Annotated in this window: 18 protein-coding genes and 1 pseudogene; 9 read left to right on the top strand and 10 right to left on the bottom strand. The window is 52.8% G+C overall.

Going from position 1 to position 25,003, the window contains the following annotated elements; translation table 11 throughout:
- Positions 1–274: 274 nt before the first annotated feature.
- Both F568_RS0106300 and F568_RS0106295 read right to left on the bottom strand, forming a co-directional pair.
- Positions 275–592, bottom strand: a complete 318-nt coding sequence (locus tag F568_RS0106300) for a helix-turn-helix transcriptional regulator (RefSeq protein ID WP_019017869.1) — start codon at positions 590–592, stop codon at positions 275–277.
- On the bottom strand, positions 589–1,935 hold the full coding sequence (locus F568_RS0106295; protein WP_019017868.1) for a type II toxin-antitoxin system HipA family toxin: 1,347 nt from the start codon (positions 1,933–1,935) through the stop codon (positions 589–591). Before F568_RS0106295 ends, F568_RS0106300 begins: the two co-directional genes overlap by 4 nt.
- A 605-nt stretch (positions 1,936–2,540) precedes the next feature.
- On the opposite strand from F568_RS0106295, the gene F568_RS0106290 reads away from it, so the two are divergent.
- The 3 genes and pseudogenes from F568_RS0106290 to F568_RS23810 form a co-directional block, all read left to right on the top strand.
- A complete protein-coding gene (locus F568_RS0106290) occupies positions 2,541–4,553 on the top strand; it encodes a polysaccharide biosynthesis protein (RefSeq protein WP_051087928.1) in 2,013 nt (670 codons plus the stop codon).
- Between the two features lie 544 nt (positions 4,554–5,097).
- Positions 5,098–6,360 carry an O-antigen ligase family protein gene (locus tag F568_RS0106285; protein ID WP_229804093.1) on the top strand — a complete coding sequence of 421 codons (1,263 nt, stop codon included), beginning with the start codon at positions 5,098–5,100 and terminating at the stop codon, positions 6,358–6,360.
- 240 nt (positions 6,361–6,600) lie between these two features.
- A pseudogene (locus F568_RS23810) lies at positions 6,601–7,053 on the top strand (transposase); the annotation flags it as partial.
- A gap of 98 nt (positions 7,054–7,151) precedes the next feature.
- Here the strand turns inward: F568_RS23810 and F568_RS0106275 are convergent.
- Together F568_RS0106275 and F568_RS0106270 are read right to left on the bottom strand one after the other, a co-directional pair.
- Positions 7,152–7,778: a YrbL family protein gene (locus F568_RS0106275; protein WP_019017863.1), complete on the bottom strand. Its 627-nt coding sequence runs from the start codon at positions 7,776–7,778 to the stop codon at positions 7,152–7,154.
- Between the two features lie 16 nt (positions 7,779–7,794).
- Positions 7,795–8,937, bottom strand: a complete 1,143-nt coding sequence (locus F568_RS0106270; RefSeq protein WP_019017862.1) for a glycosyltransferase family 4 protein — start codon at positions 8,935–8,937, stop codon at positions 7,795–7,797.
- A 399-nt stretch (positions 8,938–9,336) separates the two neighbouring features.
- On the opposite strand from F568_RS0106270, the gene F568_RS22310 reads away from it, so the two are divergent.
- From F568_RS22310 to F568_RS0106240, 6 genes are all read left to right on the top strand, one after another.
- Positions 9,337–10,047 (top strand): hypothetical protein, encoded by a 711-nt coding sequence (locus F568_RS22310; protein WP_019017861.1) that lies wholly within the window; start codon positions 9,337–9,339, stop codon positions 10,045–10,047.
- A gap of 834 nt (positions 10,048–10,881) precedes the next feature.
- Complete coding sequence (locus F568_RS0106260; protein ID WP_019017860.1) at positions 10,882–11,922, top strand: TRAP transporter substrate-binding protein; 1,041 nt, start codon at positions 10,882–10,884, stop codon at positions 11,920–11,922.
- Between the two features lie 82 nt (positions 11,923–12,004).
- Positions 12,005–13,294 carry a pyruvate dehydrogenase complex dihydrolipoamide acetyltransferase gene (locus F568_RS0106255; protein ID WP_019017859.1) on the top strand — a complete coding sequence of 430 codons (1,290 nt, stop codon included), beginning with the start codon at positions 12,005–12,007 and terminating at the stop codon, positions 13,292–13,294.
- 77 nt (positions 13,295–13,371) lie between these two features.
- Entirely contained in the window at positions 13,372–14,121 is a 750-nt protein-coding gene (locus F568_RS0106250) for an SDR family oxidoreductase (protein WP_019017858.1), read from the top strand.
- Between the two features lie 37 nt (positions 14,122–14,158).
- On the top strand, positions 14,159–16,363 hold the full coding sequence (locus F568_RS0106245; protein WP_019017857.1) for an alpha-ketoacid dehydrogenase subunit alpha/beta: 2,205 nt from the start codon (positions 14,159–14,161) through the stop codon (positions 16,361–16,363).
- 631 nt (positions 16,364–16,994) lie between these two features.
- Entirely contained in the window at positions 16,995–18,269 is a 1,275-nt protein-coding gene (locus tag F568_RS0106240) for a hydroxymethylglutaryl-CoA reductase, degradative (RefSeq protein WP_026300364.1), read from the top strand.
- A gap of 338 nt (positions 18,270–18,607) precedes the next feature.
- Here F568_RS0106240 and F568_RS0106235 read toward each other — a convergent pair whose 3' ends face one another.
- From F568_RS0106235 to F568_RS0106210, 6 genes are all read right to left on the bottom strand, one after another.
- The gene (locus F568_RS0106235; RefSeq protein WP_019017855.1) at positions 18,608–19,360 is read right to left on the bottom strand and encodes an SDR family NAD(P)-dependent oxidoreductase; all 753 of its coding nucleotides are present in this window, start codon (positions 19,358–19,360) and stop codon (positions 18,608–18,610) included.
- A 96-nt stretch (positions 19,361–19,456) separates the two neighbouring features.
- Positions 19,457–20,038 (bottom strand): SDR family NAD(P)-dependent oxidoreductase, encoded by a 582-nt coding sequence (locus F568_RS0106230; protein WP_019017854.1) that lies wholly within the window; start codon positions 20,036–20,038, stop codon positions 19,457–19,459.
- A 9-nt stretch (positions 20,039–20,047) separates the two neighbouring features.
- Positions 20,048–21,406: a TRAP transporter large permease gene (locus F568_RS0106225; protein WP_019017853.1), complete on the bottom strand. Its 1,359-nt coding sequence runs from the start codon at positions 21,404–21,406 to the stop codon at positions 20,048–20,050.
- Positions 21,396–22,058: a TRAP transporter small permease subunit gene (locus F568_RS22305; protein WP_019017852.1), complete on the bottom strand. Its 663-nt coding sequence runs from the start codon at positions 22,056–22,058 to the stop codon at positions 21,396–21,398. The genes F568_RS0106225 and F568_RS22305 overlap by 11 nt, the downstream gene beginning before the upstream one ends.
- Positions 22,058–23,173: a TRAP transporter substrate-binding protein gene (locus F568_RS0106215; protein WP_019017851.1), complete on the bottom strand. Its 1,116-nt coding sequence runs from the start codon at positions 23,171–23,173 to the stop codon at positions 22,058–22,060. Before F568_RS0106215 ends, F568_RS22305 begins: the two co-directional genes overlap by 1 nt.
- 240 nt (positions 23,174–23,413) lie before the next feature.
- The gene (locus tag F568_RS0106210) at positions 23,414–24,814 is read right to left on the bottom strand and encodes a sigma-54 interaction domain-containing protein (protein ID WP_019017850.1); all 1,401 of its coding nucleotides are present in this window, start codon (positions 24,812–24,814) and stop codon (positions 23,414–23,416) included.
- Between the last annotated feature and the right edge of the window lie 189 nt (positions 24,815–25,003).

The raw sequence follows: 25,003 nt of genomic DNA, 5'->3' as shown, positions 1-25,003 counted from the left end.
ACAAGAATAGTTTGAGTGGTCTGGGTCTCGTTTGGTTCCCGCGTATAGGCAGGTCGACACATGGGCACAGGGCGCTAAAGGTATATGCGTTGAAGCCGGGAATGGGATGTCTTTAGCGTTGAACAAGATGTCACGGTTAGTTGAGCGCAGTTCTGATCGATAGGCGTCTCTTTGTGGTAATCCTGCCCAAACATCTGGCCACCTTCGGTGGAGGAGTTCCTCGAAGCATGATGGCCTCGATGCCTAGCATCGTCAGGGCAAAATACGTTGCCCTCTAGGCTTTCATTTGTTTTTCCATTAGCTGCTGCATGAGCTGTGAATGCCTTGGCAATAGGCCAACTTTCAAGCCGAAGGGCCTGAATACCCGGTTAAGCAATGCCAATGATTGGCTTCCTTTGTCAGTTTCGATATCAGAAAGCGTACGGCGGCTGACCGAAACCAGTGACGCAAACTGGGTCTGCGACATTCCAAGCACTTCGCGGCGTAGTTTGCGTAATAGGCTTCCTGCGGAGATCTCATCGCGAAGCATTTGGTCCAAAAGCTCAAGAAGCAAGGCCTCTCTCTCGGCTGGCGAGCGCTGCTTCATTTTCATACGAGCCCCCACGAGCGCAACTTTTCGTCTAGGTAATCGAAACCCATGACGGGCATTTCCAGCACGCTCGCGGGTACACCGCGCGCGCTGAGTCGGGCTTTTAGACCGACTAGCCTGGTGGCAATCTCGCGTAGTTCTGCCATGAGCGTTTCGGGCGGCACTAGGTCGGCAAGTTGTTCTGCGATGGCATGCCAGTCAAATCGGCCGCCTTCCTCATAGGGGGGGCCCCACTGTAAGGTGCGTGTCACGCCTTCCGGGTCTGCTTTCATCGGTGCAAAGTCATAGATAGGCGCCAGCCATATTCCCTCTGGTCGCTTGATCAAGGCCGTGTTGCGCCCATGGTTGTCTGAATTGCCAAACGCGACATTAAGTAGGTCCCGCTTGACCATCTCCACGACAAAAGCTTCGGCATTGAAGCTTTCACTGCCTTCCGTGACGCGATATTGCTGACTCAACTTGCTGACCAGCGTACGAATGACATCGAAGTGATTCAGGTAGGTACCCGGCGGACGTTCCATGACGGCATAGACCGACTCCAGGCCAAAAAGGGTTCGTCGCCCGTCGACGAACGCTACATCGAAGCGAGGTAGCCAAAGAGAAGGGTCACGTGATCCCTCGATCAGGCGCATGTGTTCGGTGTCGATGGTTTCGAGCCCCAGCGAGGCTAGCTCCTGGTAATAGTGATACTCAGCACGCAGGATGTCCGCATCAATGGAACTGCGCTTGCCACGCGGGAACTTGACCAGATAGTGCCGATCCTGGCAGGTCAGGTCTGCCTGGAAAGTATCGATCCAAATACGATCATCGAGGGTGCAGCGCAGCAGCAGCTTGGGTGCTTCGCCTCCGGCGCCAGTAGCTCCTCCACTGGCAGCGCCCATCTGCTGAGCATATTCGAGGAAATCAGTATGGCGTTCGACAACCTCCTGCAGGGGAAAGCGCCGTCGCGTCAGGCGGCTCGTTTGGGGCAACTCTGGCAGGGATTCCTTAATACGTAGATTACCTACTGGTGCGATGGTGCCATGATGCAGCAGGGCATAATCCTGCTGATGGGCGGGTAAGCCGCCGATGCCCAATTGGCTCACCCAGTAGCGACGGCTGGCGCCTGCCGGCATGATATCGTCAAGAAAGCCGAACCAACGTGATGAATGATGATTGAGCATCAACTCGACAGGAAGGTTCATGCTGCAGGCATGCTCGTCGTCCCGGTCCATCCATTCAAGGGCATAATTTGTCTCATAGCCAAGCGCTACCGGTCCTTGCCGACCCTGGGTTGGGTCGGCAATGGTGAGTTCGGCGGCATCGTGCCATTGCCCCTGGTGGAATAGCTGAAGAGTAAGCGGCATAAGCTAGATTGAGCGATATTTTACCCAATAATACGCACTATTATGGCTGCTGAGCAATTTGTTGCGCAAAAATGTCATGTGGCTTTATTTATGTGCAATATATTGCTCGGACTGAGCTGTCTCTGTGCTATTTGACCGGAATTGCCTGTTGGTTGGGCGTCCTGACTCTTGGCGCCTAACAACGACCGGAAGTCGGATCAGTTCAATTCGGTGCACACTGTGTCCCGAATTGGTGGGATGTGTAACAGAAGGCGCCCATTGTACATACGTGGGCAAGTGACGGGATCTGGCGCCGAGCATCGCATGGCAGGTCAGCTAGGAGGAATTCTGGTTGTGTGTGAGCCTAGAGGGTAGAATCGGCCTTGGCGTATTCCCTCGTGCTTGGAACCATGCTCGGGCGTAACGATCATAAGGAAGCACTATCTTTTATGTCTGCCCATCCGCCAGCAAACGCCATGGCTCTTGTTGAGGCGTAGTGACAAAGCGGATGAGGCGATATCATCGCCATGCTAGGAATTGACTGAAGCCTCGTCTCTACATGGAGAGCAACGTTGGGGCCATTCGCCGTCTTTAAATTAGCTATACCTTTATATCTGGAATGTTGAATGTACCGATCCACAAAGCTTCATAAAGGAGTAGCGACGCTTAGCCGTGCCAAGAAGCGAGCGATCATGGTCGCCGCTGACCTAGCGGTGTTGCCAGTAGCGCTGTGGTCAGCGTATGCGCTGCGTTTCGCTGAGTGGTGGCCAGAGCGATATATCATTCCGTACTGGTGGCTGTTTCTAGTGATCCCTCCAGTGGGCGTGTTTGTGTTTGCACGGCTGGGATTGTATCGCGCAGTGGTGCGCTTCATGGGGCCGCAGGCGCTATGGGCGGTGGTTAAAGGCGCAGTGCTGATGGCTATAATGATGTGGGCGGCGGCATTCTTCTATCGCTTCGAGGGATTTCCACGCTCGGTACCGGTTAACTTCGCTCTCGTAACGTTGGTATATGTGGGCGGCACACGGCTGTTAGTACGCTCTTATTACCAATGGCTGATAAAGCATTACACTCAGAAAGAAGCGGTAGCCATTTATGGAGCCGGAGGCGCTGGTGCGCAATTATCTATGGCGCTAGCCAACGGTCGTGAGTTCTATACGGCTGCTTTTCTGGATGATGATAAGGCGTTATGGGGCAGCACAATTAAGGGCATCAAGGTCTATAACCCGGCGGAATTTGTGCCGGTGATTGAGCAGTTGAACATCACACGAGTACTGCTGGCCATGCCTTCGGCCACCAAGAAACAACGCAAGTTTGCATTGGATCAGTTGGCCGATGCTCCGGTGCATGTGCAGACTGTCCCGTCGATGCCGGAAATTCTTTCCGGCGAAGCCAGTCTCGATCAACTGCGCGAAGTTGATCTAGAAGATCTGTTGGGTCGTGATCCGGTGCCGCCTCAGGAAGAGCTACTAGAAGCGAGTATCCAAGGCAAGGTCGTGATGGTGACTGGTGCGGGTGGCTCGATCGGCAGTGAGCTATGTCGGCAGATTATACGCTGCGGGCCAAGGGCCATAGTGCTGTTCGAGCTGAGTGAATTTAGCCTCTATAGCATAGACCAAGAGCTAGAAGCTATCAGAGCGGACATGAATGAGCAGTTTGCTGTATACCCTCTGTTAGGTAACGTCTGCCACCGTGAGCGTGTCGAGGCCGTCATTGCGCGCTACGAAGTACAAACCATCTACCATGTAGCAGCTTACAAGCACGTACCTATCGTAGAAAACAATATCCTGGAAGGTGTGCGCAATAATGTGCAGGGCACACGTGTGGTTGCTGAGAGCGCCGCGAAGCTGGACGTCGAACGCTGTATTTTGGTTTCGACTGACAAGGCGGTACGGCCTACCAATGTGATGGGGGCCAGCAAACGCATGTCGGAGCTGGTGCTTCAGGACCTGGCCCGAACCTCGGCCAAGACGGTCTTCTCCATGGTGCGCTTTGGCAATGTCTTAGGTTCATCTGGGTCTGTTGTCCCCCTCTTTCGCCGCCAGATCAAAGAGGGCGGACCGGTTACCGTCACGCATCCGGATATCACCCGCTTTTTCATGACTATACCGGAAGCAGCGCTTCTGGTAATCCAGGCAGGCTCTATGGCAGAGGGGGGCGATGTGTTCGTGCTCGACATGGGCGATTCGGTGAAAATTGCCGATCTGGCATGGCGAATGGTTAAGCTTTCAGGACTTGAGGTAAAGGATGAGGCCAACCCCGAAGGGGACATTGAGATTAAGTTCACCGGCCTGCGCCCCGGGGAAAAGCTCTATGAAGAATTGTTGATCGGCGACAATGTCGTAGGAACTTCGCACCCCAAGATTATGCGTGCCGAAGAAGAAGCCTTGGACTCGCGCCTTCTCGCCCAACTCTTGAGCGAGCTGGAGGAAGCCGAGCAGCTGCTTGACAGCAATAAGGCTTGTGACGTGTTGACGCGGGCCGTACAGGGTTTCCAGCATAGTGGTCCGGTATGTGATCTGCTGGGGCCTGAGCAGAAATACCGCCCCGGCGTGACGATCGTGGCGACCCCTAGAGCGCTCCACCCCCAAGTGGCGAATACGGTTACCTCTTATCAACAGATTAGCGAAAAAAAATAATCTGATACTAGACGTAGCTAGGGCCGCCTGGCGTGACTGCCTTTCCTTGACTAAGTAAAGGGGCTAGACATTTCTGGTGATCTTGTATCCGCATTGTCTGGCTCAAGGAAGATGCAAGACGGGACCAGCCCCGCTAGCCCTGAGGGGCCAATGAGTGGATTAGATACAGGCCGGCCCCTCCAGTGGTAAATGGTCTGATGATAGTGGATCCATATGGAGGGCTAGCTCAGTTTTCTATACGCCGCGAGATAGGTCCAATAGGCTGCGACGCTTTGCTTTCAATGTTGAGATCGGATGGCCTGTCTGTAGTGTTGCGCTTGGACTTGAACCCGCCATGCTAAGCCTTTCCGGGCGGAGGGCTTCGACCTTCAAAAGAACTATGTAGGTTCTTCATGTGCATGGCTGCCTACAGGAGATATAATCGCGGCCAGCGACGAGAGAACACGCCTGCTTTATGTGCTATGGCGTCGTGAAAATTAATTTCAAGCCAGAGTTAAATGCAACTACTTTGGCATGTAATACGAGTTTGCAGGATAGGTCGAGTGTGAAAACATTGACAATGGGCAGTGAGGCCTCTAGGGGCGAGCAATTTTTATCACTTTATTCAAGTGTGGCTATTTTTTTATTAGGAGCTGTTGCCTTAGTAGTACCTTCAGGGTATTCGCTTGGTTCAGGCCTGCTGCTACTGGGGAGTTTCTCTTTGCTGTTCAGGCGGCCAAGTCTCGCCTTACGAAAAGAAGACTGGCTGATTATTGCCGTTCTGCTGGCATACATGGCAGCAGATATACTGGAGATCTGGTTGGATGGCCAGCCCTCGCGGGAGCTGGATAAGGCGAGCCGTTTTCTGTTTGCGATACCAGCGCTGCTGTTACTTCTTGCTTATCCACCGCGTGCTGCCTATATGTGGGCCGGGCTTGCAGTCGGTGGGTTTGCAACCGGCTCTTGGGCCGTTTGGCAAAAGCTTTTTGAGGGCGTTACCCGAGCAGAGGGTTTCACGAATACCATTAATTTCGGCAATTTGAGTATGCTGATGGGGGTTCTGTGCCTTGCTGGCCTGGGCTGGGCAATGGCCCAACGATACCCCCGTCTCTGGGTGGGTATTCTACTGATGGGAGCCCTAGGGGGAGTGCTAGGATCTTTTCTATCGGGAAGCCGTGGCGGTTGGATTGGCATACCTTTCGTAATGCTCGTTCTTTATCGTGCCTATGGTAGCTATCTATCAGGGCGTTGGCTGGCGGGCATCTTGGCTTCTCTTTTTATTGGGGCAGCAATTGTTTTAACCACACCTCAGTTAGGGGTTCAAGCGCGAATAACTCAAGCTACCGACCAGTTGGTAGATTTTGTAGAAAAGGGGAACGTCCACTCGTCGGTGGGGGTGCGTCTCAAGATGTGGCACACGGCCATCGAATTGATCCCGGAAAAGCCGCTCTTGGGTTGGGGAGAGCTAGGATATGCTCAAGCCCGCGATGACCTAATTGATCAGGGTTTTGTCGGGCCTTGGATCGAGCGCTATGGCCATGTTCATAATGATTTTCTGGACGCTTGGCTAAAGCAGGGTATTTTAGGGTTGCTAGCTTTACTAGCCCTTTATCTTGTGCCGCTGAAGCTATTTGCGCAGCGCTTACAGAGCCAAGACCTTGTGTTGCGTTCGTTTGCTGTAGCGGGAATGCTTTTGCCGGTCGCGTACATTGATTTCGGTCTCACACAGGTGTTTCTGGCACATAACAGCGGGGTAATGATGTATGCCTTTTGGTTGGTGGTGCTGTGGGCAAGCATGAGGAATTATGAGCATGTGGCTCTTAAGTAGAAAAAGCCTTGATGAAAGCTTGGAAAAGCATATAGGGTTGCTCTCGGTGGGAATGGCCCGATCCCTAAACATATAATCTCGTCGGTATCATGCGATTGGTGAGGCACGATGCGTCGCGCCTCGGCGAGGCTAAAAATATCGAATCATGGCTTATGAGGTTCCTTGGATCGAAATGCTGGGTAACGCGAGATAGTGATGCCTCTACGGTACCAGGCTTGACTCCTAATACCTCTGAGGTCTCACAAGACTACCAACGAACTGAACAAGCTGCTCAAGTCGGTGTAGCCCAGGCTCAAGGTCGATTTTCACGAGATAGGGGTAGCTGAGGCGCGCGAGGCAGCCCATCAGGCCTTAGGCCGTTCGCTGAAACGCTTCGGCGCCGAGTACCCGCAGGCGCTTGAGTGCTTGGCCAAGGATCGAGATGAACTGCTGGTGTTCCATGACTCCCCGGTAAAGCATTGGGTGCACATCCGCACCACTAAACCGATCGAGTCGACCTTCGCCACGGTTCGCCTGAGAGCGAAGCCGAGGCGGTCTTGTGGCTCCCGGGACACGACCCTGGCGATGCTGTTTAAACTGCTCCAGATCGTCCAGAAACGCGGGAGGCGAATCAAGCACTTTCAGAAGCTGGAACTGGTCATCAGCAACGTCGAGTTCCAAGATGGCGAGCAGGTAACCAATCAATCAGCCTAGGATGCGGCCTAACTACCAACCACCAGGTTTGAAAATAACTCTTTCTGAAGACGAGGCTATCCCACTTAGATAGCCTCGTTGTTTACGGGGTAGGCTGGCTAGGCAGTTATGCGCGCCAAGGTCTCGAACAGCGCCTTCTCCTGGCGCTCCCATTGTCTCCGGGTCTTGAAGCGGGCAAGCCATTTGCATCGCTGGTAGAGGTAGAACTTCCAGCCCGGATGGCGACTGCCCAGTCCGTCGATGATAACAAAGTGCGGTATGCCTTCAGTCCAGCGCACCATGAGATTATCGGTATTGAGATCGGCAATTACCACTGCATGGCGGAGCGCCCACGCCTTGAGTTCGCTTAGCATAGTATGGATGCTATCCATGGACACAGCACCGTTTTGCATGGCATTACGCAACGTTAGAGCGGGCGTGCCGTCGTCGTTGCGCACCAACTCCAGATCCAGGCCCACACCGGAAGTGGTAGTGACCCAGCCATAGCAGTCGGCCACGTGATGCAGCGGAATCCGGCGCCGCTTGAGAAAGCGCAAGTAGTGCCATTCAACGATGCTCTGCTCTTGGCATTCCTCCCATCGCTCCTGATAGCGCGCCACCTTGATGCAGTGTGCAGGGTCGCCAGGATGAGCATGGCAGTTACGCTTGTTGCCTTGGCCGATTAAGCTAGCGTCGTCGAGCTCGAAGCGGGGGGACTCTGGATAATGCGGTATTTGGTATTTCAACTTATGGCCTGTCGAATCATAGTTCTGACGAAGTGAGTTTTTTGAAAAGCACTCCAAGCTTCTCGTATTGTTGTCGATGTGAGTATTGTTGAGCGAGACTGGCTAGTTCCGTGCCTAGCCCGTTCGTATTGGCGGTGAGAACCGACTCGATTTGACTCGCCCAGGCATCCGGCTCGTCGATGTTCATGATCAGGTTGGGATAGTCTTTCTGAAGAAGTTCCCCAGCCCCGGTCCATGAGGAGACGACAACGGGCGTAGCGCAGGCCATGGCCTCGATAACTACACAGCCGAACTCTTCGATATGCGCGGGGAGCACGAAAAGGTCCAAAGCCCCGTAGATAGATTCGACATCCGGCACAGTACTGCGCCAAATGAAACGTTCTGCCAGCCCCTTGTCTTTGGCCAAGCGCTGATAAGCGACTGCATCGTCTTTGCCCACTACGAGGAATCGGCAACGGCCGGGCAGACGTTCATCGAGGCGTTCGGCGATCCGGACAAACCCCGCCACGTTGCGCTTTTTAAAATTCCCTGAAGTCACTAAACCGATTAGATAATCGTCGTCGGCCACGCCGAGGGAATAGCGCGTGTCTTGACGGTTGCTCCGGGCCCGCTGCGGGTTGAACTGCGTCTCGTCATAGCCGGGATAATTGACCTCTAGCCGCTGCCACTCGATGCCGTAGCGCCGGTTGAACTCGTTTGCCATCAACCAGGAGTTGGCTACCACGCGCTGATTCCCACCGCTCGACAGAATGAGGTCATGAACGCTGGCGACTTCGTGCTCCTCAGGTAGTGAAATGCCATTAATGCGCTGGCTGGCTAGGTGAACGCAATTGTGCATAAACACGACATCGGCCTGGGTGGCATCGCCATGGCTAATAAAGAGTGAGGGCTTGTGACGCTTGCGCCAAACCTGGACTCGCCTATCAAACCAGCGTCGCCTAAACGAGCCTTTAAAGGGCCAGCGCCATATCGACACCAGTCTGGCGCCATGCGCGTCGATGAGATCCCGGTTGGCCTTTTCCGCTAATACAACGACACGATAGCCCGCTTCCTTGAGCAGGGACATTTGGTGAAAGGCGATGCGCGAGGCGCCGGTGTGCTTTTCGACCTGGCGGATTGCTATCGCCGCCATCGGGAGCTTGGGGACTTGCTGGGGCATGGCCTAATCGTCGCTATCGTCGGAACGTGCAGATAGCGGAATAGACTACTTTGGGTGTCATCAAACGGCAACACTATTCTGCTTGCCAGCCTGCGCTAAGGCGGCAAAAGGCGCCTCAGCTCTTATGTAGTATGTTAACCAAAGTCATGTGACGTAGCATTAACCTATACATGGACTTAGTGTACAATAAATAACATATCAATAAATTTTATTAGGAAGCAAAGTCAAGCGCTTATGCAGTCACCCCATATCCCGCCCAAGACACCGTCTGGAGAGCGTGTTTTTCCGTCTTTGTACCATCCTTCGCTACGTTGGGATATGGCTCGGTCTCGCTGGATATACATAGCACGAGAAGCATTCAACTCTCGAGTCGTCTATCCCCTTGAAGATCGCCTGTTTATGCGCTGGATGACAAAGGCGCGCCTTGCGGATCAAGTTCAGGCCATGGGGTTGCCACGCCGAAGTGTCGACAAGCATTTGGACAGCGGCCTTGAACTGAGGGTTGACCCGTGCGAGCTACTTCGCCTGATTTCGATTCCGAAATCATTCCCTATCAAGTCCGAGCGTCGAAAGGCGACCAATGTTTTCCTTTGGCAAGGCGACTGGGATCTAACATATGCGGATTTCCGCACTACGTATCGTTACCGCTTCATTCATGATATCTGGACGAACCGCAGTGGGCTTGAACAGAGCGAAGCTTACGTAGACCTGAATCGCATGCTGGCACAGGGTAAGCCTTTCCGCTCCCATCAGAAGGGCATCCTGCTTAACACACCCGAAAAAATTCTCCAGTACCTGAGTATCTACATTGATTATATGAAATCGATGCAACGGATTGGCTTCGATAGCACTCAAGGCAAGGATCGGCTGGGTGTAGCGATCGATCGTCACGGCGGTATTGTCAAGCTCAACCGTGGTCTGCATCGCCTGGCTATGGCGCAAGTACTGGCCTTGGAAGAGATCACTGTGCGGGTTCGTTCGGTGCATGCCGACTGGTGGCACGATGTGACCCAAGGCGAAACCGGTGAGAAGGCGCTGGAACGAATGGTAAATGCGCTTCAAGAATGTCAACCGGTCAGCCTAGAGCTAGGCTCTCCGACAGTCAGATAGGTTTCGAGTCATTTCCGATTAGTTATATCCCTCGATTGGCGTTGCCAGAAGGCACTTCAACCCATCTGCCAAGATAGGCGCCAGCAGCTCTATTCTGCGATTAACTTTGGTCACTGGATGACGGGATTTCATTACTCGCACAGATCCGTAAATCCTAAATCACCTGCACCGTTATCTTGATTCCAAACCTGTTATCCTATGCATTTTACAATACTTGATTTTTTATAACGTTTAAAATATCAAGATCGGTGTATCTCTTTGCTACGAATATATACCATGGTTCTGTTCAACGAAAGTTTAATCGCTGGTGAGGTCCAGCTCCGCCAGGCTATTTTCTAACAATCAAAGGCTTGGTAGGGAAAAGGTAAAGTTAAGGCATAAGGCGAAAATTCGTTGGGTTTCAGTAATGAATAATCGATGGAAGTATGCAGAATGAGCGAAGGGTTGCACCAAAGTCTAACATAGGCATCAGCGCTCCTAAATGAATTAGGTCCGGACCAAAGGCGGCTAGGTAAACCACTGATATATAATGATTATTTCTCCTTAGGGGCAGGTCAGGGTTTGCTTAAGGGTGGGGACTGGTAATTTATGTTGGGTTAGCCAAAGCAATCAAATCGCTGTATCTATAAACAGGTGAGTAGATGATTAATCCTAATATTAACAATGATTTATAAAAACATGACAGGTTAGCCCCCTATGCAGTTTGCATACGAATGCAAACTGCGCTAAAAATTGTAGGGTAGATAAGAAATACAACGCATCTAGAATTTTTAGCCTATCACTTGCTCTTGCTTCGCGCATGAAAAAAGCCACTATAATAATCATAGGTGACTAATGAAGCGTATATTTTCTGTAGCCTCAACCGCACTAGTGCTTTCAATGTCAGGCTCGGTTCTGGCTGAAGGACCCCGGGTTCTCGACGTTGCAAGTACCTTTCCCAAAGGTGCCCCTTATCTAGGCGAAGGGGCAGAAAATCTGGCAAAGCTGTTGGAAAAGGCCACGAAAGGGGAAATCAAGCTGCGTGTGCATGGTGATGGAGATCTAGTCCCGGCCCTTGAAGTATTTAATGCTGTAAGTTCAGGCGCTGTGCCAGCTGGCTGGGATTGGGTCGGCTACTGGGCTGGTACGGTACCGGTTGCAGGCTTGGCTGGAGCTATGCCATTCGGGCCCTCGCCAGAAGTATTCCTCGGCTGGATGTGGGAAGGAGGGGGATTGGAAATCCTGCAAAAAGCATACGACGAATATAATGTAAAGGTTTTACCATGTCATCTTACTGCACCGGAACCTGCAGGTTGGTTTAATAAAGAAATTAATTCAGTAGAAGACCTCGAAGGGCTCTCCATGCGTATATCGGGCCTTGGAGGAAAGGTGCTTAATAAGCTAGGGGCATCGACCCAACTTATTGCAGGTAGTGACATTTACGTCTCGCTTGAACGTGGGCGTATAGATGCGACGGAGTTTTCTCTTCCTGTTCTCGATCAGAATATGGGGTTTCAGGATATAGCGAAATATTATTATTTTCCTGGCTGGCACCAACCATCGAGCTGGAACTCACTCATTATCAATAAAAATGTATGGAATGAGTACACTGAGGCAGAAAAGGAACAGTTCATGGTAGCGTGTCAGGCCAATGTGACCTGGTCAATGCAAGTAGTGCCGGGAGAGCAAGGCAAGGCATTGGCTGAGCTGGAAGAAGGAGGCGTCGAACTAAAACGTTTCCCTGACCCTGTTCTGGATGAGCTGCGTCGTGTATCCAAAGAAGTGCTAGAAGAAGAAGCTAAAAAAGACCCTATTTTTAAAGAAGCCTATGAGTCCCTTACCAGCTACATGGAAACTGCACAAGACTGGCAAGACCTCCAAGAGTTATCGCGCTAGCTAGCCGGTAAACGAAAGCATATAGGTTTGGGCATTAGCGCAACTGGCTATATGCTCAAACCTTGCAAGACAGGAGTCATTGATGCCAATTGATATACGCATGCCTGCCTTATCACCTAGCATGACGACAGGCAAACTGGCACGGTGGTTAAAGGCAGAGGGAGATGCTGTCGAAGTTGGCGATATCCTCGCTGAGATAGAAACCGATAAGGCAATAATGGAATTCCAGGCGGTTGATAAGGGAGTTATCGATAAAATATTAGTTACAGAAGGAACCGAGGGAGTGCCAGTTGATGTTCCGATCGCAACACTTATTGAGGACAAACCTGAATCGGAAGTAGACCGGCCTACTTCGAGAGCCGATGTTGAGAAATCACTAGACCCAACTAACGAGGGTGTGCAAGTCAATGATCCGGCCTCCCAGATAGAAGCAGGAGAGCGGCATAGTCGTGCCTATTCCTCACCTGCAGAGTCAGGTGTACATGACACCGTAGCACGAGTCTTGGCCAGTCCAGCGGCGAGACGCATAGCCCGAGAGAACAATCTCGATCTTTCTGTTATCAAGGGCTCTGGACCCGGCGGTCGTATCGTTAAATGGGATGTACGAACGAACTTTGCCCCGGAAAACGGGAGCGCCGACTCGGCTACAGACACGCGTAACCGGTGCCGCTCAGAGATTTCTGATTGTCAGCCTGATTCAGCCAGAGGATCTTCTTGGCGAAAAGTAGCGGCACAGAGATTGGCAGAATCTAAACAGACTGTGCCGCATTTCTATCTTAGCATTGACTGCAATATGGATAGGCTACTTAAGCTGCGCCAAGAGTTAAACTCAATTTCGCCTAAAAACCGTAATTTGACCATAAACGATATGGTAATAAAGGCATCTGCAGTAGCTTTGGGTGAAGTGCCACAGGCGAATGTGAAGTGGGAGAAGGGAGAGATTCGGAAGCTTGAGTCTGTTGACGTGTCCATAGCCGTGGCGACCGATAACGGGCTTATTACACCAATTATTCGGAAAGCTGATCAGAAGAGTCTAACGTGGATATCTAGCGAGTCGAAAAGTCTCGCTGAGAAGGCTGCCGAGTATCGGCTTCATCCTGATGAATACCAGGGCGGGAGCTGTACTGTTTCTAACCTGGGTATGTATGGGATAAAAGAGTTCACGGCAATCCTTAATCCGCCCCAAGCTATTATTTTTGCTATCGGTGCCGTTGAGAAAAGGCCGGTAGTGAAAGATGATGAGATCGTAGTGGCTTCCTCTATGACTTGTACGCTTTCGATTGACCACAGGGCAATCGATGGTTCGGTGGCTGCTGAATTGCTGGCCACCTTTCGCAGGTTGGTTGAGGAGCCATTGGCCATACTAGCTTAACGCCCGAGCTGTAAATGTCACTAATGCACGAGACCAATCACATTGGTCACTAAGAAACGGTTTCCTCGGAGATAACCATGTCAGAGAAAGTTCTGGTAGTAACGGGAGGAAGTCGCGGGATTGGTGCGGCTACAGCTAGGTTGGCTGGACAACGTGGCTATTCTGTCGCAATAACTTACAGCGGTCAGCAGGAGACAGCAGAAGGCGTCGTGAATGAAATCCGCTTAGCGGGCGGAACTGCTTTAGCTTTAAGAGCGGACGCAGCGAATGAGAATGAGGTCATTGCAGCTTTTCAGACTATTGAGAAGGAGTTAGGCAACCCAACCGCTCTTTTTAATAATGCTGGTATTACCGGTCCGATATGCCAATTAGAGGATCTAGAGCTCGATGTACTCGATCAAGTCCTAGCCATCAACGTGCGAGGAGCGTTTTTGGCTGCTCGTGAGGCGGTACGAAGAATGTCTACGAGACATAATGGCCAAGGAGGAGCCATAGTCAATATGTCCTCACGTGCGGGCCAGCTGGGTGGCGGCGGCGAGTGGATTCATTATGCTGCTTCGAAGGCTGCCATCGATGCAATGACAATTGGGTTGGCTCGGGAAGTGGGCAAGGATGGAATTCGAGTTAATGCGGTAGCTCCTGGGCTTATCGATACAGATATTCATGAGCGCGCCGGAGGAGGAGGGCGCCTGGAGCGACTTCTGCCGGGCGTCCCTATGGCTCGGGTAGGTAAACCAGAGGAAGTAGCAGAACTTGTTCTGTCACTGCTAGATCCCGCTCTCGGATACGTGTCAGGAGCCATCATTCCTATCTCGGGGGGGCGCTAGCCCTTGCAGCAAGAATGTCTGTAAGCAGAGAGGCGAAATGAAGCACAACAAAATTGTATCCACTGCGTCCATGCTCGAACTGCGGATGGAAGAGGAGGACTGGAATAATGTCGATGCGTTGATGGTGCGACGTGTTCTCTTTCTGTTGTTGGCAGCGAGGCGGTTTGAAGAAACCGTAAGTGATCTGGATCGCCGAGGATTAGTTCACGGGCCTGCACATTCCAGCATCGGCCAAGAGGGCGGATCGGCAGGCTGTATTGCCATGTTGCCCCGCAATGCATTAATCACTGGGACTCACCGGGCGCACCATCAGGCTATAAGCAAGGCATTGCACGCCTTGGCGGATACCGAATTTGATCCTTCGGTCGAATCTGGATTGCCCGAGGAGATGCAGTTAGCTACCACGACGCTACTAGCAGACATCCTTGGTTTGAGAGAGGGGTGGTCAGGCGGTCGAGGTGGTTCCATGCATCTTCGTAACGATGACTACGGCATCATGGGAACAAACGCCATCGTCGCTGGAGGCTTGCCTATTGCCTGCGGGCTGGCTTGGGCAGAGAAAGCCAGAAATACCGGAAAGGTAGTGGCATCGTTCTTTGGCGATGGTGCGGTTCATCAAGGGACTGCTTATGAAGCATTGAACTTGGCCGCCCTTTACAATTTACCCATCCTCTTTTTCATTGAGAATAATCGCTATTCCGTATCGACTACCATTGAGCAGTCGACTCGCGAGCACGAGTTGCTAACACGTGCGATGGCACAAGGGATACCCTCCGTTAAAATTGATGGCATGAATCCAATAGCTGTCAGTCTTGCAACTCAATGGGCCTATTCGGAAATCCGTGAGAATCGTGGCCCTGTGCTTATACAGGCTGATGTTTATCGCTATTTCCATCAAAGCGTTGCTTATCCTGGAAGTGCTTTTGGTTATCGGACCAAAGAGGAAGAAGAGGAATGGCGACGCAGGGACCCCGTTGATTTTCTTGTCAAGGAAGTCACCGAGAGGGGAATGCTAGACGAACGCTCGGTAGAGCGTATCGATAATAACGTCAGGAATATTGTTGCCGGCGCGGTTGAGTTCTGTGTTGAAGGTAAAGGAAGCCGCGCGTATATACGTAAGGAGCTTTGGCCAGACACGGCTACTGTCGATGAGGGGATAACCGGTAACCTAGAAGAGTTCTCAGAGGTATGCTTTAGTGAACCCGAGGATTTTCCCACATCAGAACTGGAGGAGAAAAGTCTAATTGAGGTTATTCCTCAAGTCATGGCGCGGCGAATGGCTGAAGATGAAACTATATTTATTCTTGGCGAGGACGTGGCTAACATGAGCGGCGGAACAGTTGGGGCTACAAAAGGCTTAGCTGATACGTACCCGCACCGTGTTGTAAACACACCAATATCCGAGAACGGTTTTTGCGGTCTTGCCGCAGGGGCTGCCATTGCAGGGATGCGGCCGGTAATAGAGCTCATGTATTCCGATTTTGTTCTCAACGCTGCTGACCAGCTATTCAACCAGACAGCGAAGATGCGCCATATCTTTGGCGGAAACAAGCCTGTGCCTGTCGTTCTACGTTGCCGTGTACCAGGCGCAGAGGGTTATGGATCCCAGCACTCTATGGATCCCTCGGGGTTATTCGCTCTGTATCCCGGCTGGCGTATCGTTGCCCCCTCGAACGCTTTTGACTACGTTGGCCTGATGAACACAGCTCTTCGCTGCGAGGATCCCGTTCTCGTCGTAGAGCACCAGGCCCTTCACAAACACATCACTTCTGTTCCAAAAAAATACGACTATTACATTCCTATTGGCAAAGCACGGCGAGTTAGGGAAGGACACCAAGTGACCCTACTTGCCACGTTGAGCATGATTGACCTTTGTTGTGATGTAGCACGCCAGATGGGTATTGCTGCAGATATTATTGACCTACGAACGCTTTCACTGCGGGATATAGACTACGAAACGATCGGAGCTTCGTTGCGTAAAACGAATAATATCGCAATTGTAGAGCAGACAACACGGGGCACCAGCATTGGAGCGCACATCGCCGATGAGATCCAGCGGCGTTTCTTTGATGACCTTGACCAGCCTGTTAAGCGCATTGTTGGGCGCTGGGCTTCGCCGACGGTTTCGAAAGTGTTAGAGCAAGCTGCGCTCGCGGGAAGCGAGGATTTAAAAGCAGGATTGAGCGAGATGCTCAGGGACAGCGCGCAGCAGCCGGCATATAAGGAGGGGGCAGCCGTTTAGCGGTTTTTTCCAAGCCTGGAGAATGTTTATGAATACTGGCTCGGTTGAGCAGTACATAATCTAGGGAACCTCCGATTAACCCGCCGGAGTCGATGATCGCGGTCTTGAGCTGTACCAGAAGCGTAAAGGCAACGTATGGCGTTACAAGATTTACACGCACCTTGTTGTAGACGACACGCAAGGCCTCATTTATAGCCTCGATACGGTCTTAGCCATGCTGCGTCTGGCAACTCGTGCCATGGTGATGAGACACGGGAGGTTGACGATACTGGCTATCAGTTTTCATAAGCGTTAGAGATGGGGGCGGCAAAGCGTTGACTGGTTGCCGACCGGCGGGCACTTCAGTTTGGATGCCAACAAGGTTAGGGCCGAGAGCATTATGAGCGGCATGCATATTACGTAACAAACGCTTGTTTGAGAGTACAAGGAGGATAATCTGGGCTTAGCAAAGAAGAACAATAGACTGCATCTTCTGGTCGCCTTGAGCATTCTCATTGAATGACGAATAGTGCCTGCTGGCGTAGGACCAGTAGGCCCAGTTTGCCTAATCTGGTGATACACAGACCTTTCCTAGCGCTTCAAAGCTCCTTGCTAGGCTGGATAACCTGCATTCTTACTAGGAATAATCATAATGGCTAGCAGCACATCACGTATTCCAGGATTTTACCAACTCACGCCTACAGATCGTCTCGCTCAGGTAGCAGAGATTTCAGGCCTAAATGAAGCAGCGGTTAACCATCTTCAAAATATGGGCAACCTCTCTCCGTCTATTGCCGATTCTCTTATTGAGAATGTTATCGGAACGTTTAACGTACCGCTAGGAATAGCGACGAATATGGTAATTGATAGTCGCGAAACCCTCATACCTATGGCTACCGAGGAATCATCTGTAGTAGCAGCGGTATGTAACGCTGCTCGCCAGTGTCGAGACTCAGGTGGTTTTACCACCTTTATGTCTGGCTCATTGATGATCGCTCAGATACAGCTATTGGGGGTTAAGAACCCTGAATTTGCACGCTTGCAGATTCTGTCTCGCCAAGAAGATATCCGTACCGTCTGCAATGAAGCGGATCCGGTATTGGTCAGTAAGGGGGGCGGTTATCGAGATGTAGAAGTCCGTGTGCTTACCGGCCGCTCGGGCCCTATGGTCGTCATTCATCTTATTATTGATACGCGAGATGCGATGGGGGCTAACGCTGTCAACTCTATGGCAGAAGCCGTTGCTCCCTTGGCTGCTGAATGGGCACATGGCTATGCGAATCTGCGGATTTTGTCTAATCTTGCCGATCGCCGCCTAGCGCGTGCCCAGGCAACCTGGTCCCTCGACATGTTAGGAGGGGAGTCGGTACGAGACAATATCTTAGCGGCGTATGAGTTAGCTAATATAGATGGCTACCGGGCAGCGACCCACAATAAAGGCATTATGAATGGCGTGAGTGCCGTCGTTCTCGCAACAGGTAACGATACTCGCGCAGTTGAGGCCGGCGCTCATGCATATGCGTGCCGTTCAGGGGCTTATCGGTCTCTGACCCATTGGGAAGTGGATGCTGAAGGTAGCTTAACCGGTGTGTTGGAAATGCCGTTGTCAGTCGGCCTGCTTGGGGGAGCGACACGATCTCATCCTACTGCACGGCTTTGCTTAGATATAATGCAAGCTGATACAGCCGAACGACTCGCACGCATTATTGCTGCCGTTGGCTTAGCACAGAACTTTTCTGCCTTGAAGGCACTCGCGACGACGGGCATACAGCAGGGACATATGACTCTTCATGCAAAGAACATTGCCATGATGGCTGGCGCTAAAGGCGAAGAAATAGATATGGTTGCGGAAGAAATGGTTAGCACTGGGAAAGTTAGGTTGGATGTGGCTGAGCAAGTACTATCTCGGCTACACAATACGGAGTGAGGGAAATGGTCAGCCTGCATCTCGGCGCGGGCCATAGGGAGCACGTTGGCCAGCTTATTCAGCTTGATGTGTCTGCTCCCGACTGGGCAGCTGAGGAAGCGTCTTGGCGGCAATCAGACAATTGTTTTTTTAGCTCATTGTTGATTCGGAACCCTAGAGCTAGATGACGTGTGTTATTTGTGCCACAGCATAATGTTGGGTTAGCTTTTAAGTTATTGCTTGGCCTTGTCTAGGGGAGGCACGCTGAAACAGTTGCGGTCTGTTTTGCCAAGCTGGCTCGCACAAGAGCCAGCTTGAAATCATGCGCGGATAGCCCTGTCCTGTCCTGTCGTGTACATTCAGTGGGCCGTCCACCCCCCATCCACCATTAATGAGCTGCCCGTTATCAGAGCACTAGCGGGCGAGGCCAAAAACACAACGGCTCCCATTACGTCTTCAACCTGACCTATACGGCCTAACGGGATGTTGGCCAAGACTTCCTTGCGAAAATCCGGATCTCGAAAATAAGGTTCTGTTAGCGGCGTCTCGATATAGGTGGGGCAAATGCTATTTACCCGAATGTCACGTTCCCCCAATTCGACTGCCATGGCTCTAGTCATGCCTTCCACGGCTGATTTCGAAGTACAATACAGGGTACGCTTTCGGGCCCCTACATGCCCCATCTGAGACGACATATTGATAATGCTGCCCCCTCCAGGCATGTTTTCGATAACCTGCTGTGAAAGGAAATAACTGGCTTGCACGTTAAGCCCCATAATGGCTTCATAGTCCTCTACGGTGTTATCGGCCAAGAGCTTGGGACGGTTGGTGCCGGCATTGTTGACTAAAATGTTAAAGGTACGCTTGGCTAAGGCTCTTTCAACACTTTTTTGATCGCGAATATCCAGAGCCAAGGCTTCGGCATCCAAACCGGCATGCTGTAGAGCTTGCACGACTTCATCCAATGGTTGAGCGCTGCGCGCCACGAGAGTGACACGAGCGCCGGCTTGCGCCAAGGCGCAGGCTGCCGCAAGCCCTAGCCCTTTGGAAGCTCCCGTAACGAGGGCCTGCCGCCCATTTAGAGCAAAACTTGGAGTCGTTGGTAATTTCATATTTCATTGTTCCTTTTTATACATCAGTAAATGGGTCTTGCAGGTATGGCATGGCTGCTGTCACTCCTATCGGCTCGCTATTGGCAAGCCGGTAGGTCAGGAGGTAAATGACAGCCTAAGAACCTGGCCATTCAATGCTCGTCCGGCACCGCCTGCAAGAAACCGGGCGCAGTCGGCTACCGAAGCACTGGTGGCTCCTTGTGGGCAGAGGAGATTGATGCGTATCCCTGGTCCGCTGGCTTCGGCCAGCCGGCGTACTAGCGCGGCCAAGGCTTCGCGTACCATGCTGGTAGCTTGAGTGTCTCCATCGGGCGCGACAGCGACCAGCCGTCCTCCGCCACGGCTGTACATCCAAGCCTGTGCTATCTGGAGTAGGTTGGATGGCCCCGCTACCTGTTCGGCGAGGTAGCGATCAAGTGGCATGTGATGCGGTAATATGGGCGGAGCGCAGACCAGGACGTCGAGACGTCCCAATCTGCCTAGTAACATATCTAGTGATTTTTCACCCATCACTAGGCCAAAACGGTCATCATGCTCACCGCCTAGACTATCGAGCACTTGCTTTAAACAGGCGGCATCGGGCGTCAACAGCGCCACCGTGGCACCCTCTTCCAGAAATGCTCGCGACAACGCTTCGAGTAGTTCGCCACCGCCGGCGATCAGTACGCGCTTGGGCATTTTTGTTCCTCACAACAGACCTGGTAGCCACAGCACCAGTGCCGGGAAAACAATGCATAACACCAGCCCAGTAATCTGCAGCAGCACGAAGGGAATAATCGAGCGGTAGATGGTACCGATGCCGATCTGTCCCTCGGTGATACCCTTGAGGTAGAACAGCGCGTAGCCGAACGGCGGTGTCAGGAAGCTGGTCTGCAGATTGATTGCCACCAGAATGGCGAACCAGATCAGCAGGGCTTGCCCCGACAGTCCGTAGCCAAAATCGAGCAACTCGATCACAGGCGCGACCAGAGGCAGCACCACGAAACTGATCTCGATCCATTCAAGGAAGAAACCCAGTACAAAGATCAAAGCCATAATCAGCAGGAGCAGACCGTAAGGGCCGAGGCCAGTGCCGGTGATCATCTCCTCGATCATGTAGTCGCCGCCCAGGCGCTTGAAGACCACCGAAAAGCAGGTCGCGCCGATCACCACGAACAGGATCATCGCCGAGGTGCGTGACGTCTCGCGTACCGCCCCGCGCAGCGTCGCCCAGTCCAGGCTGCGCGCCGCCAGCGCTAGCATCAGGCTGCCGACGGCCCCAATGGCGGCCGCCTCGGTGGGTGTGGCGATACCGGCCATGATCGAGCCGAGCACGGCGACGATCAGTACCACCGGCCCCAGCAGGTCGCGTACCAGCGCCAACGGTAGCGGCGTGGTATCGGCGTCCAATGCATCAGGGTCGGCCAGCGGCGCCCAATCCGGCTTGAGCCAGGCAACGGCTAGCAAGTAGACGATATACAGCACGCCAAGTAACAACCCAGGCAGGAGTGCAGCCTTGAACAGAGCGCCTACCGACACCTGCAGAATCGATCCCATCAGTACCAGCATGATCGAAGGGGGAATCAAGATACCCAAGGTGCCGGATGCCGCGATTACCCCGCAGGCCATCTCGGCGCGGTAGCCCTGCTTCATCATCACCGGCAGCGCCAGCAGGCCCAGCATGACCACCGAGGCGCCTATGATGCCGGTACTTGCTGCCATCACCACGCCAAGGATCGCCACCGAGATGGCCAGGCCGCCGGGGGTGCGCCCGAACAGGCGCTGCAGGGTGAGCAGCAAGCGCTTGGCGACACCGGAGCGCTCCAGCATCAGGCCCATGAACACAAACAGTGGGATAGCGATCATCAGCCAATTTTCGATCACCCCACCGAAGATGCGTGACCCCACCGTGCCCAGAAACGGGATCGGAATGTCGCCGATAAACGCGAAGGCAATGCCCAGCCCGCCGAGCAGGAAGGCCACCGGATAGCCGGTGAAGATGCCCGCCAGTAACGCCACGACCATGGCGATGGCCAAGGCATACTCACTAAAAAAATCAGCTGACATGGGGGGGCTCCTTATCAGTCTTCTCCGCGGCTTCCGTCACGGTCGTTGAGTCAGGAAGCCTTCTAGGGTCGAATAGCCCCGCCAGGTTATCGAATACCTGACCTAAGGCCCCCAATGCGAGGAACACCAGCCCGATCGGCAGCATCGCCTTGATCAGATAGCGATCGGTAAGGCCACCGTAGTTGGAGCTTTCTCCTGATCTGTAGGCCATAGCCACGAAGTGCTGGGAGAGCCAGGCAATCAACAGGCAGAACGGAATCAACAGCAAGAGGTGGCCAAGCGTGTTGACGATGGCACGTCCACGCGGTGAAAGCTTTTGGTAAACCAGGTCTACGCGCACATGGGTGTCGTGATGCAAGGCATAGGTGCCGCCGAACAGAGTGAGAATGCCAAACAGGTGCCACTGCAGCTCGGTGATGCTATTGATTGTCAGCGCGTTGCCGAATAGCAGGACTTCATTCTGCCAACGGGCAATTTCATTGATGCCTAGGGCGTTGAGCGAGACGGTGGTGAGTACGGCCAGCATCACCAGCAGCACCAACCAACTGGTGAGGCGACCGATGAACAGCCCCAGCCAGACCAGAGGTCTGGCCAGGGCGGCACACACCGCCGCACCGCGCTCACGCCAGGGCGCAAGGCGGGCGTTGGGCATCAGGCGTCTCCTTCACCTTTGACTGGGGTGGGCTGATTCTCGCCCTGGATCGCCTTGGGGGCTGGCAGCGCCTGCAACTCATACCACTCGTCGATGAGTTGCACGTGCTTCATCAGTGATTCGTAGGCTTCCTTGAAGGCGGGATGTTTCTGCATCTCATCCTGGCGGACCTCGACCCAGGCATCCTGCAGTGCGCTAACGACCTCGTCAGGGAAGCGGCGAACTTGAACACCTTTCTCCTCCAACTGGTGGATTACACGGACCTGCTCGGGAGGTGCGACTGACATTGCCCATTGCACGTTGGAACGACAGGCGGTCTCGAACTGCGCTTTGCGCTCATCGCTATACTGGTCCCAGACGCCTTTATTGATGAGAAGATTGTTCCAGTTGGCGCCCTGATGCCAACCAGGGAAATAGTAATACTTGGCGATTTCTTCGAAGCCCATAGAGGCGTCTACGATCGGTGCTGAGAACTCAATGGCATCGACACGGCCGCGCTCCAAGGCGAGGTAAATTTCGTTGCCAGGGACTAGCTGGGTCGAGGCGCCCAGCTTATTGAGCACCTTGGCGCCAAGCCCCGAAATGCGCATCGATAGACCCTTGAAGTCTTCAGGTGTGTTGATTTCCTGGTTATACCAGCCCCCTGTTTCCTGTGGGTAAATCAGACATGGCAACACTTTGACATTGTAAGGGTCGTAGGCTTTCTGTAGCAGCTCAAGTCCTTCTCCGGCCCACATCCATGACATAAACGCTTCGGGGTTTGGCCCGAATGGCAATCCACCATACAAATTGGTGATAGGGACCGTGCCGGCCCAGTAGCCTGGCCAGGCCCAGCCAGCTTGAACGGCACCAGAAGACACGGCATTGAATACTTCGAAGGGCGGAACTAAATCGCCCGGTTCATGAACGCGCAGCGAAACGGCACCACCGGTGGCCGTCTCAAGTTCCTTGGAAAGATGAACCGCACCCTCACCGAGGAAGTTTTGGGTAGAAAAGGTGCTTGCTACGTCGAGGCGCTTTGGTCCTTCGGCAAGCGCGGGCGTGCTCAGCATGACACCGAGGGCCGCGCCGATACCAGCGGCGATAAGAGTACGCGCATGGGCGTCTTTTTTCATGTCTTGCTCCTTATAGTTGTCTAGCCCGGAAGGGCTAGTGATAAGGAAGGCAGAAATCAGGCCGTCTTATGAATAGTTGCTAAAAATCAGTAGGTTGCATAAATTTTGACGATTCAAGAAGCGATTGGCTGAAGGGGAGGGGGGGAAAGGGTCCGGATATCTGGACGGTAAAGAGTCGAGGCGGTGCCATTGCCTCGTTCCCGTGAGTCCAAATATCTGGACTAGTCCAGATATTTGGACTCAGACGGCAGGCTGGGCATCGACATACAAGCCATGGCGTGCCAGCTTCTGGTAGAACGAAGATTTGGATATACCCAATATACGGGCTGCATGGATACGGCTGCCTCCACTTTCGGCCAGGGCAATTTTCAAGGCATTGCGCTCTGCTTGCATCAAAGAGTCCTTAAGTGAAGTGGCCTGTACCGGGGCTGCTCCTTGAGTGTTGCGCAGTGGTTCGGGGAGGTCCTCAGCATCGAGGTGGGATCCGCCTAGGTAGAAGGCAGCTTCTAAAACGTTTTCCAGTTCGCGGATATTGCCTGGCCAGGAGTGTTGGTAGAGGCAGGCCATTGCTGCTTCGCTAAGTGCGGGGCAGTGTCGCCCGTTGCGCTCGGAAAGACGCGACAGTATATGCCGGACAAGCAAAGGAATATCTTCACGCCGTTCGCGTAGGGGGGGAATCGCTAATGGCACGACATTGATTCGATAGAAAAGGTCTTCACGAAACTCGCCGCGCTGAACCAGGCTTTCCAAGGGACGGTGTGTTGCTGCGATGACGCGTACGTCGACTGATACTAAGCGGGTTGCGCCTACTGCTTCTACCTCGCGATCTTGTAACACACGGAGCAATTTCACCTGCATGGATAATGGCATGTCGCCAATCTCATCGAGAAATAGCGTGCCACCATGGGCAAGTTGAAACTTGCCCGGCTTGCCCCCTTTACGCGCACCAGTGAAGGCCCCTTCTTCGTAGCCAAATAGTTCTGCTTCGAGAAGGTGTTCGGGAATCGCGGCGCAATTAAGCTTGATGAAAGGGCCTTGGGACCGCTCGGATAAGCGATGTAGGGCATGAGCGTAAAGCTCTTTGCCAGTACCCGACTCGCCGCGGATCAGTACCGAGGCATCGCCCGAAGCAACCTTGTATATTTTTTCGTTAAGCTCAAGGATTGCTTCGCTACCGCCTACGATGTCAGCAAGCTGCCAGCGGGTGCCAGAATACCTGGTGGCTATAGAAGGGCATTTCTTGGCAGTTCCGGGGCCATTATCAGAAGCGATTGCCAAGGGAACGCTGGGATCGCGAGCGTATCGTATTGTCCCGATGGCCCCAACAATTTCTCCAGTATTGTGAATGGGATAATGGCTAACTTCATAATTAAGGCGGCCTAAAACCTGCTGGTAATCCTTTTCTGATTGGCCCGTGATTAATACCTGGGGTAAGCGAGTCTCTGCGATAACATCCGTGACGAGACAACCGCATACCTGTTGTGGGTCGACGCCAAATACTGTCGCATAGGCAGTGTTGAGATAAACGATATTCGCATTTTCATCAATGATTATGAGACCTTCGTGCAATGCATCAAGGCCTTGAAGCAGGAATGGAGAAACATGCTTCAGTAACGCTTGGGGTGCACGGGCTTTGCTCATGAAACGCGCTCCGTATCGTAATATGACGTAGAGAGACTATGTGGCAGGCCCGGTTTTTGACAAGGTGTTTGTGAATAAAGGCATGCTCATGGCGGAATATATCCTAGGTAGACTCATCAAGAGTTTGCTCAATAAAGCAATCACGTTTCAGCATCCGAGGTTATTGAACTTTAGTCGTGCAAAGCGCGC

It is taken from the genome of Modicisalibacter luteus DSM 23508, assembly GCF_000378505.1.
GTDB lineage: Bacteria > Pseudomonadota > Gammaproteobacteria > Pseudomonadales > Halomonadaceae > Modicisalibacter > Modicisalibacter luteus.
The sequence above is the reverse complement of the archived record's forward strand: the minus strand, read 5'-3'. Positions and strand labels throughout refer to the sequence as shown.

Bases quoted from the DNA above. Each gene is read 5' to 3' on its own strand.
- F568_RS0106240 (WP_026300364.1), top strand. From the start codon at position 16,995: ATGGCTAGCAGCACATCACGTATTCCAGGATTTTACCAACTCACGCCT.
- F568_RS0106255 (WP_019017859.1), top strand. From the start codon at position 12,005: ATGCCAATTGATATACGCATGCCTGCCTTATCACCTAGCATGACGACA.
- F568_RS0106270 (WP_019017862.1), bottom strand. From the start codon at position 8,937: ATGCCCCAGCAAGTCCCCAAGCTCCCGATGGCGGCGATAGCAATCCGC.
- F568_RS0106295 (WP_019017868.1), bottom strand. From the start codon at position 1,935: ATGCCGCTTACTCTTCAGCTATTCCACCAGGGGCAATGGCACGATGCC.
- F568_RS0106235 (WP_019017855.1), bottom strand. From the start codon at position 19,360: ATGAAATTACCAACGACTCCAAGTTTTGCTCTAAATGGGCGGCAGGCC.
- F568_RS0106300 (WP_019017869.1), bottom strand. From the start codon at position 592: ATGAAAATGAAGCAGCGCTCGCCAGCCGAGAGAGAGGCCTTGCTTCTT.
- F568_RS0106225 (WP_019017853.1), bottom strand. From the start codon at position 21,406: ATGTCAGCTGATTTTTTTAGTGAGTATGCCTTGGCCATCGCCATGGTC.
- F568_RS0106245 (WP_019017857.1), top strand. From the start codon at position 14,159: ATGAAGCACAACAAAATTGTATCCACTGCGTCCATGCTCGAACTGCGG.
- F568_RS22305 (WP_019017852.1), bottom strand. From the start codon at position 22,058: ATGCCCAACGCCCGCCTTGCGCCCTGGCGTGAGCGCGGTGCGGCGGTG.
- F568_RS0106260 (WP_019017860.1), top strand. From the start codon at position 10,882: ATGAAGCGTATATTTTCTGTAGCCTCAACCGCACTAGTGCTTTCAATG.
- F568_RS22310 (WP_019017861.1), top strand. From the start codon at position 9,337: ATGCGCTGGATGACAAAGGCGCGCCTTGCGGATCAAGTTCAGGCCATG.
- F568_RS0106210 (WP_019017850.1), bottom strand. From the start codon at position 24,814: ATGAGCAAAGCCCGTGCACCCCAAGCGTTACTGAAGCATGTTTCTCCA.
- F568_RS0106215 (WP_019017851.1), bottom strand. From the start codon at position 23,173: ATGAAAAAAGACGCCCATGCGCGTACTCTTATCGCCGCTGGTATCGGC.
- F568_RS0106250 (WP_019017858.1), top strand. From the start codon at position 13,372: ATGTCAGAGAAAGTTCTGGTAGTAACGGGAGGAAGTCGCGGGATTGGT.
- F568_RS0106230 (WP_019017854.1), bottom strand. From the start codon at position 20,038: ATGCCCAAGCGCGTACTGATCGCCGGCGGTGGCGAACTACTCGAAGCG.
- F568_RS0106290 (WP_051087928.1), top strand. From the start codon at position 2,541: ATGTACCGATCCACAAAGCTTCATAAAGGAGTAGCGACGCTTAGCCGT.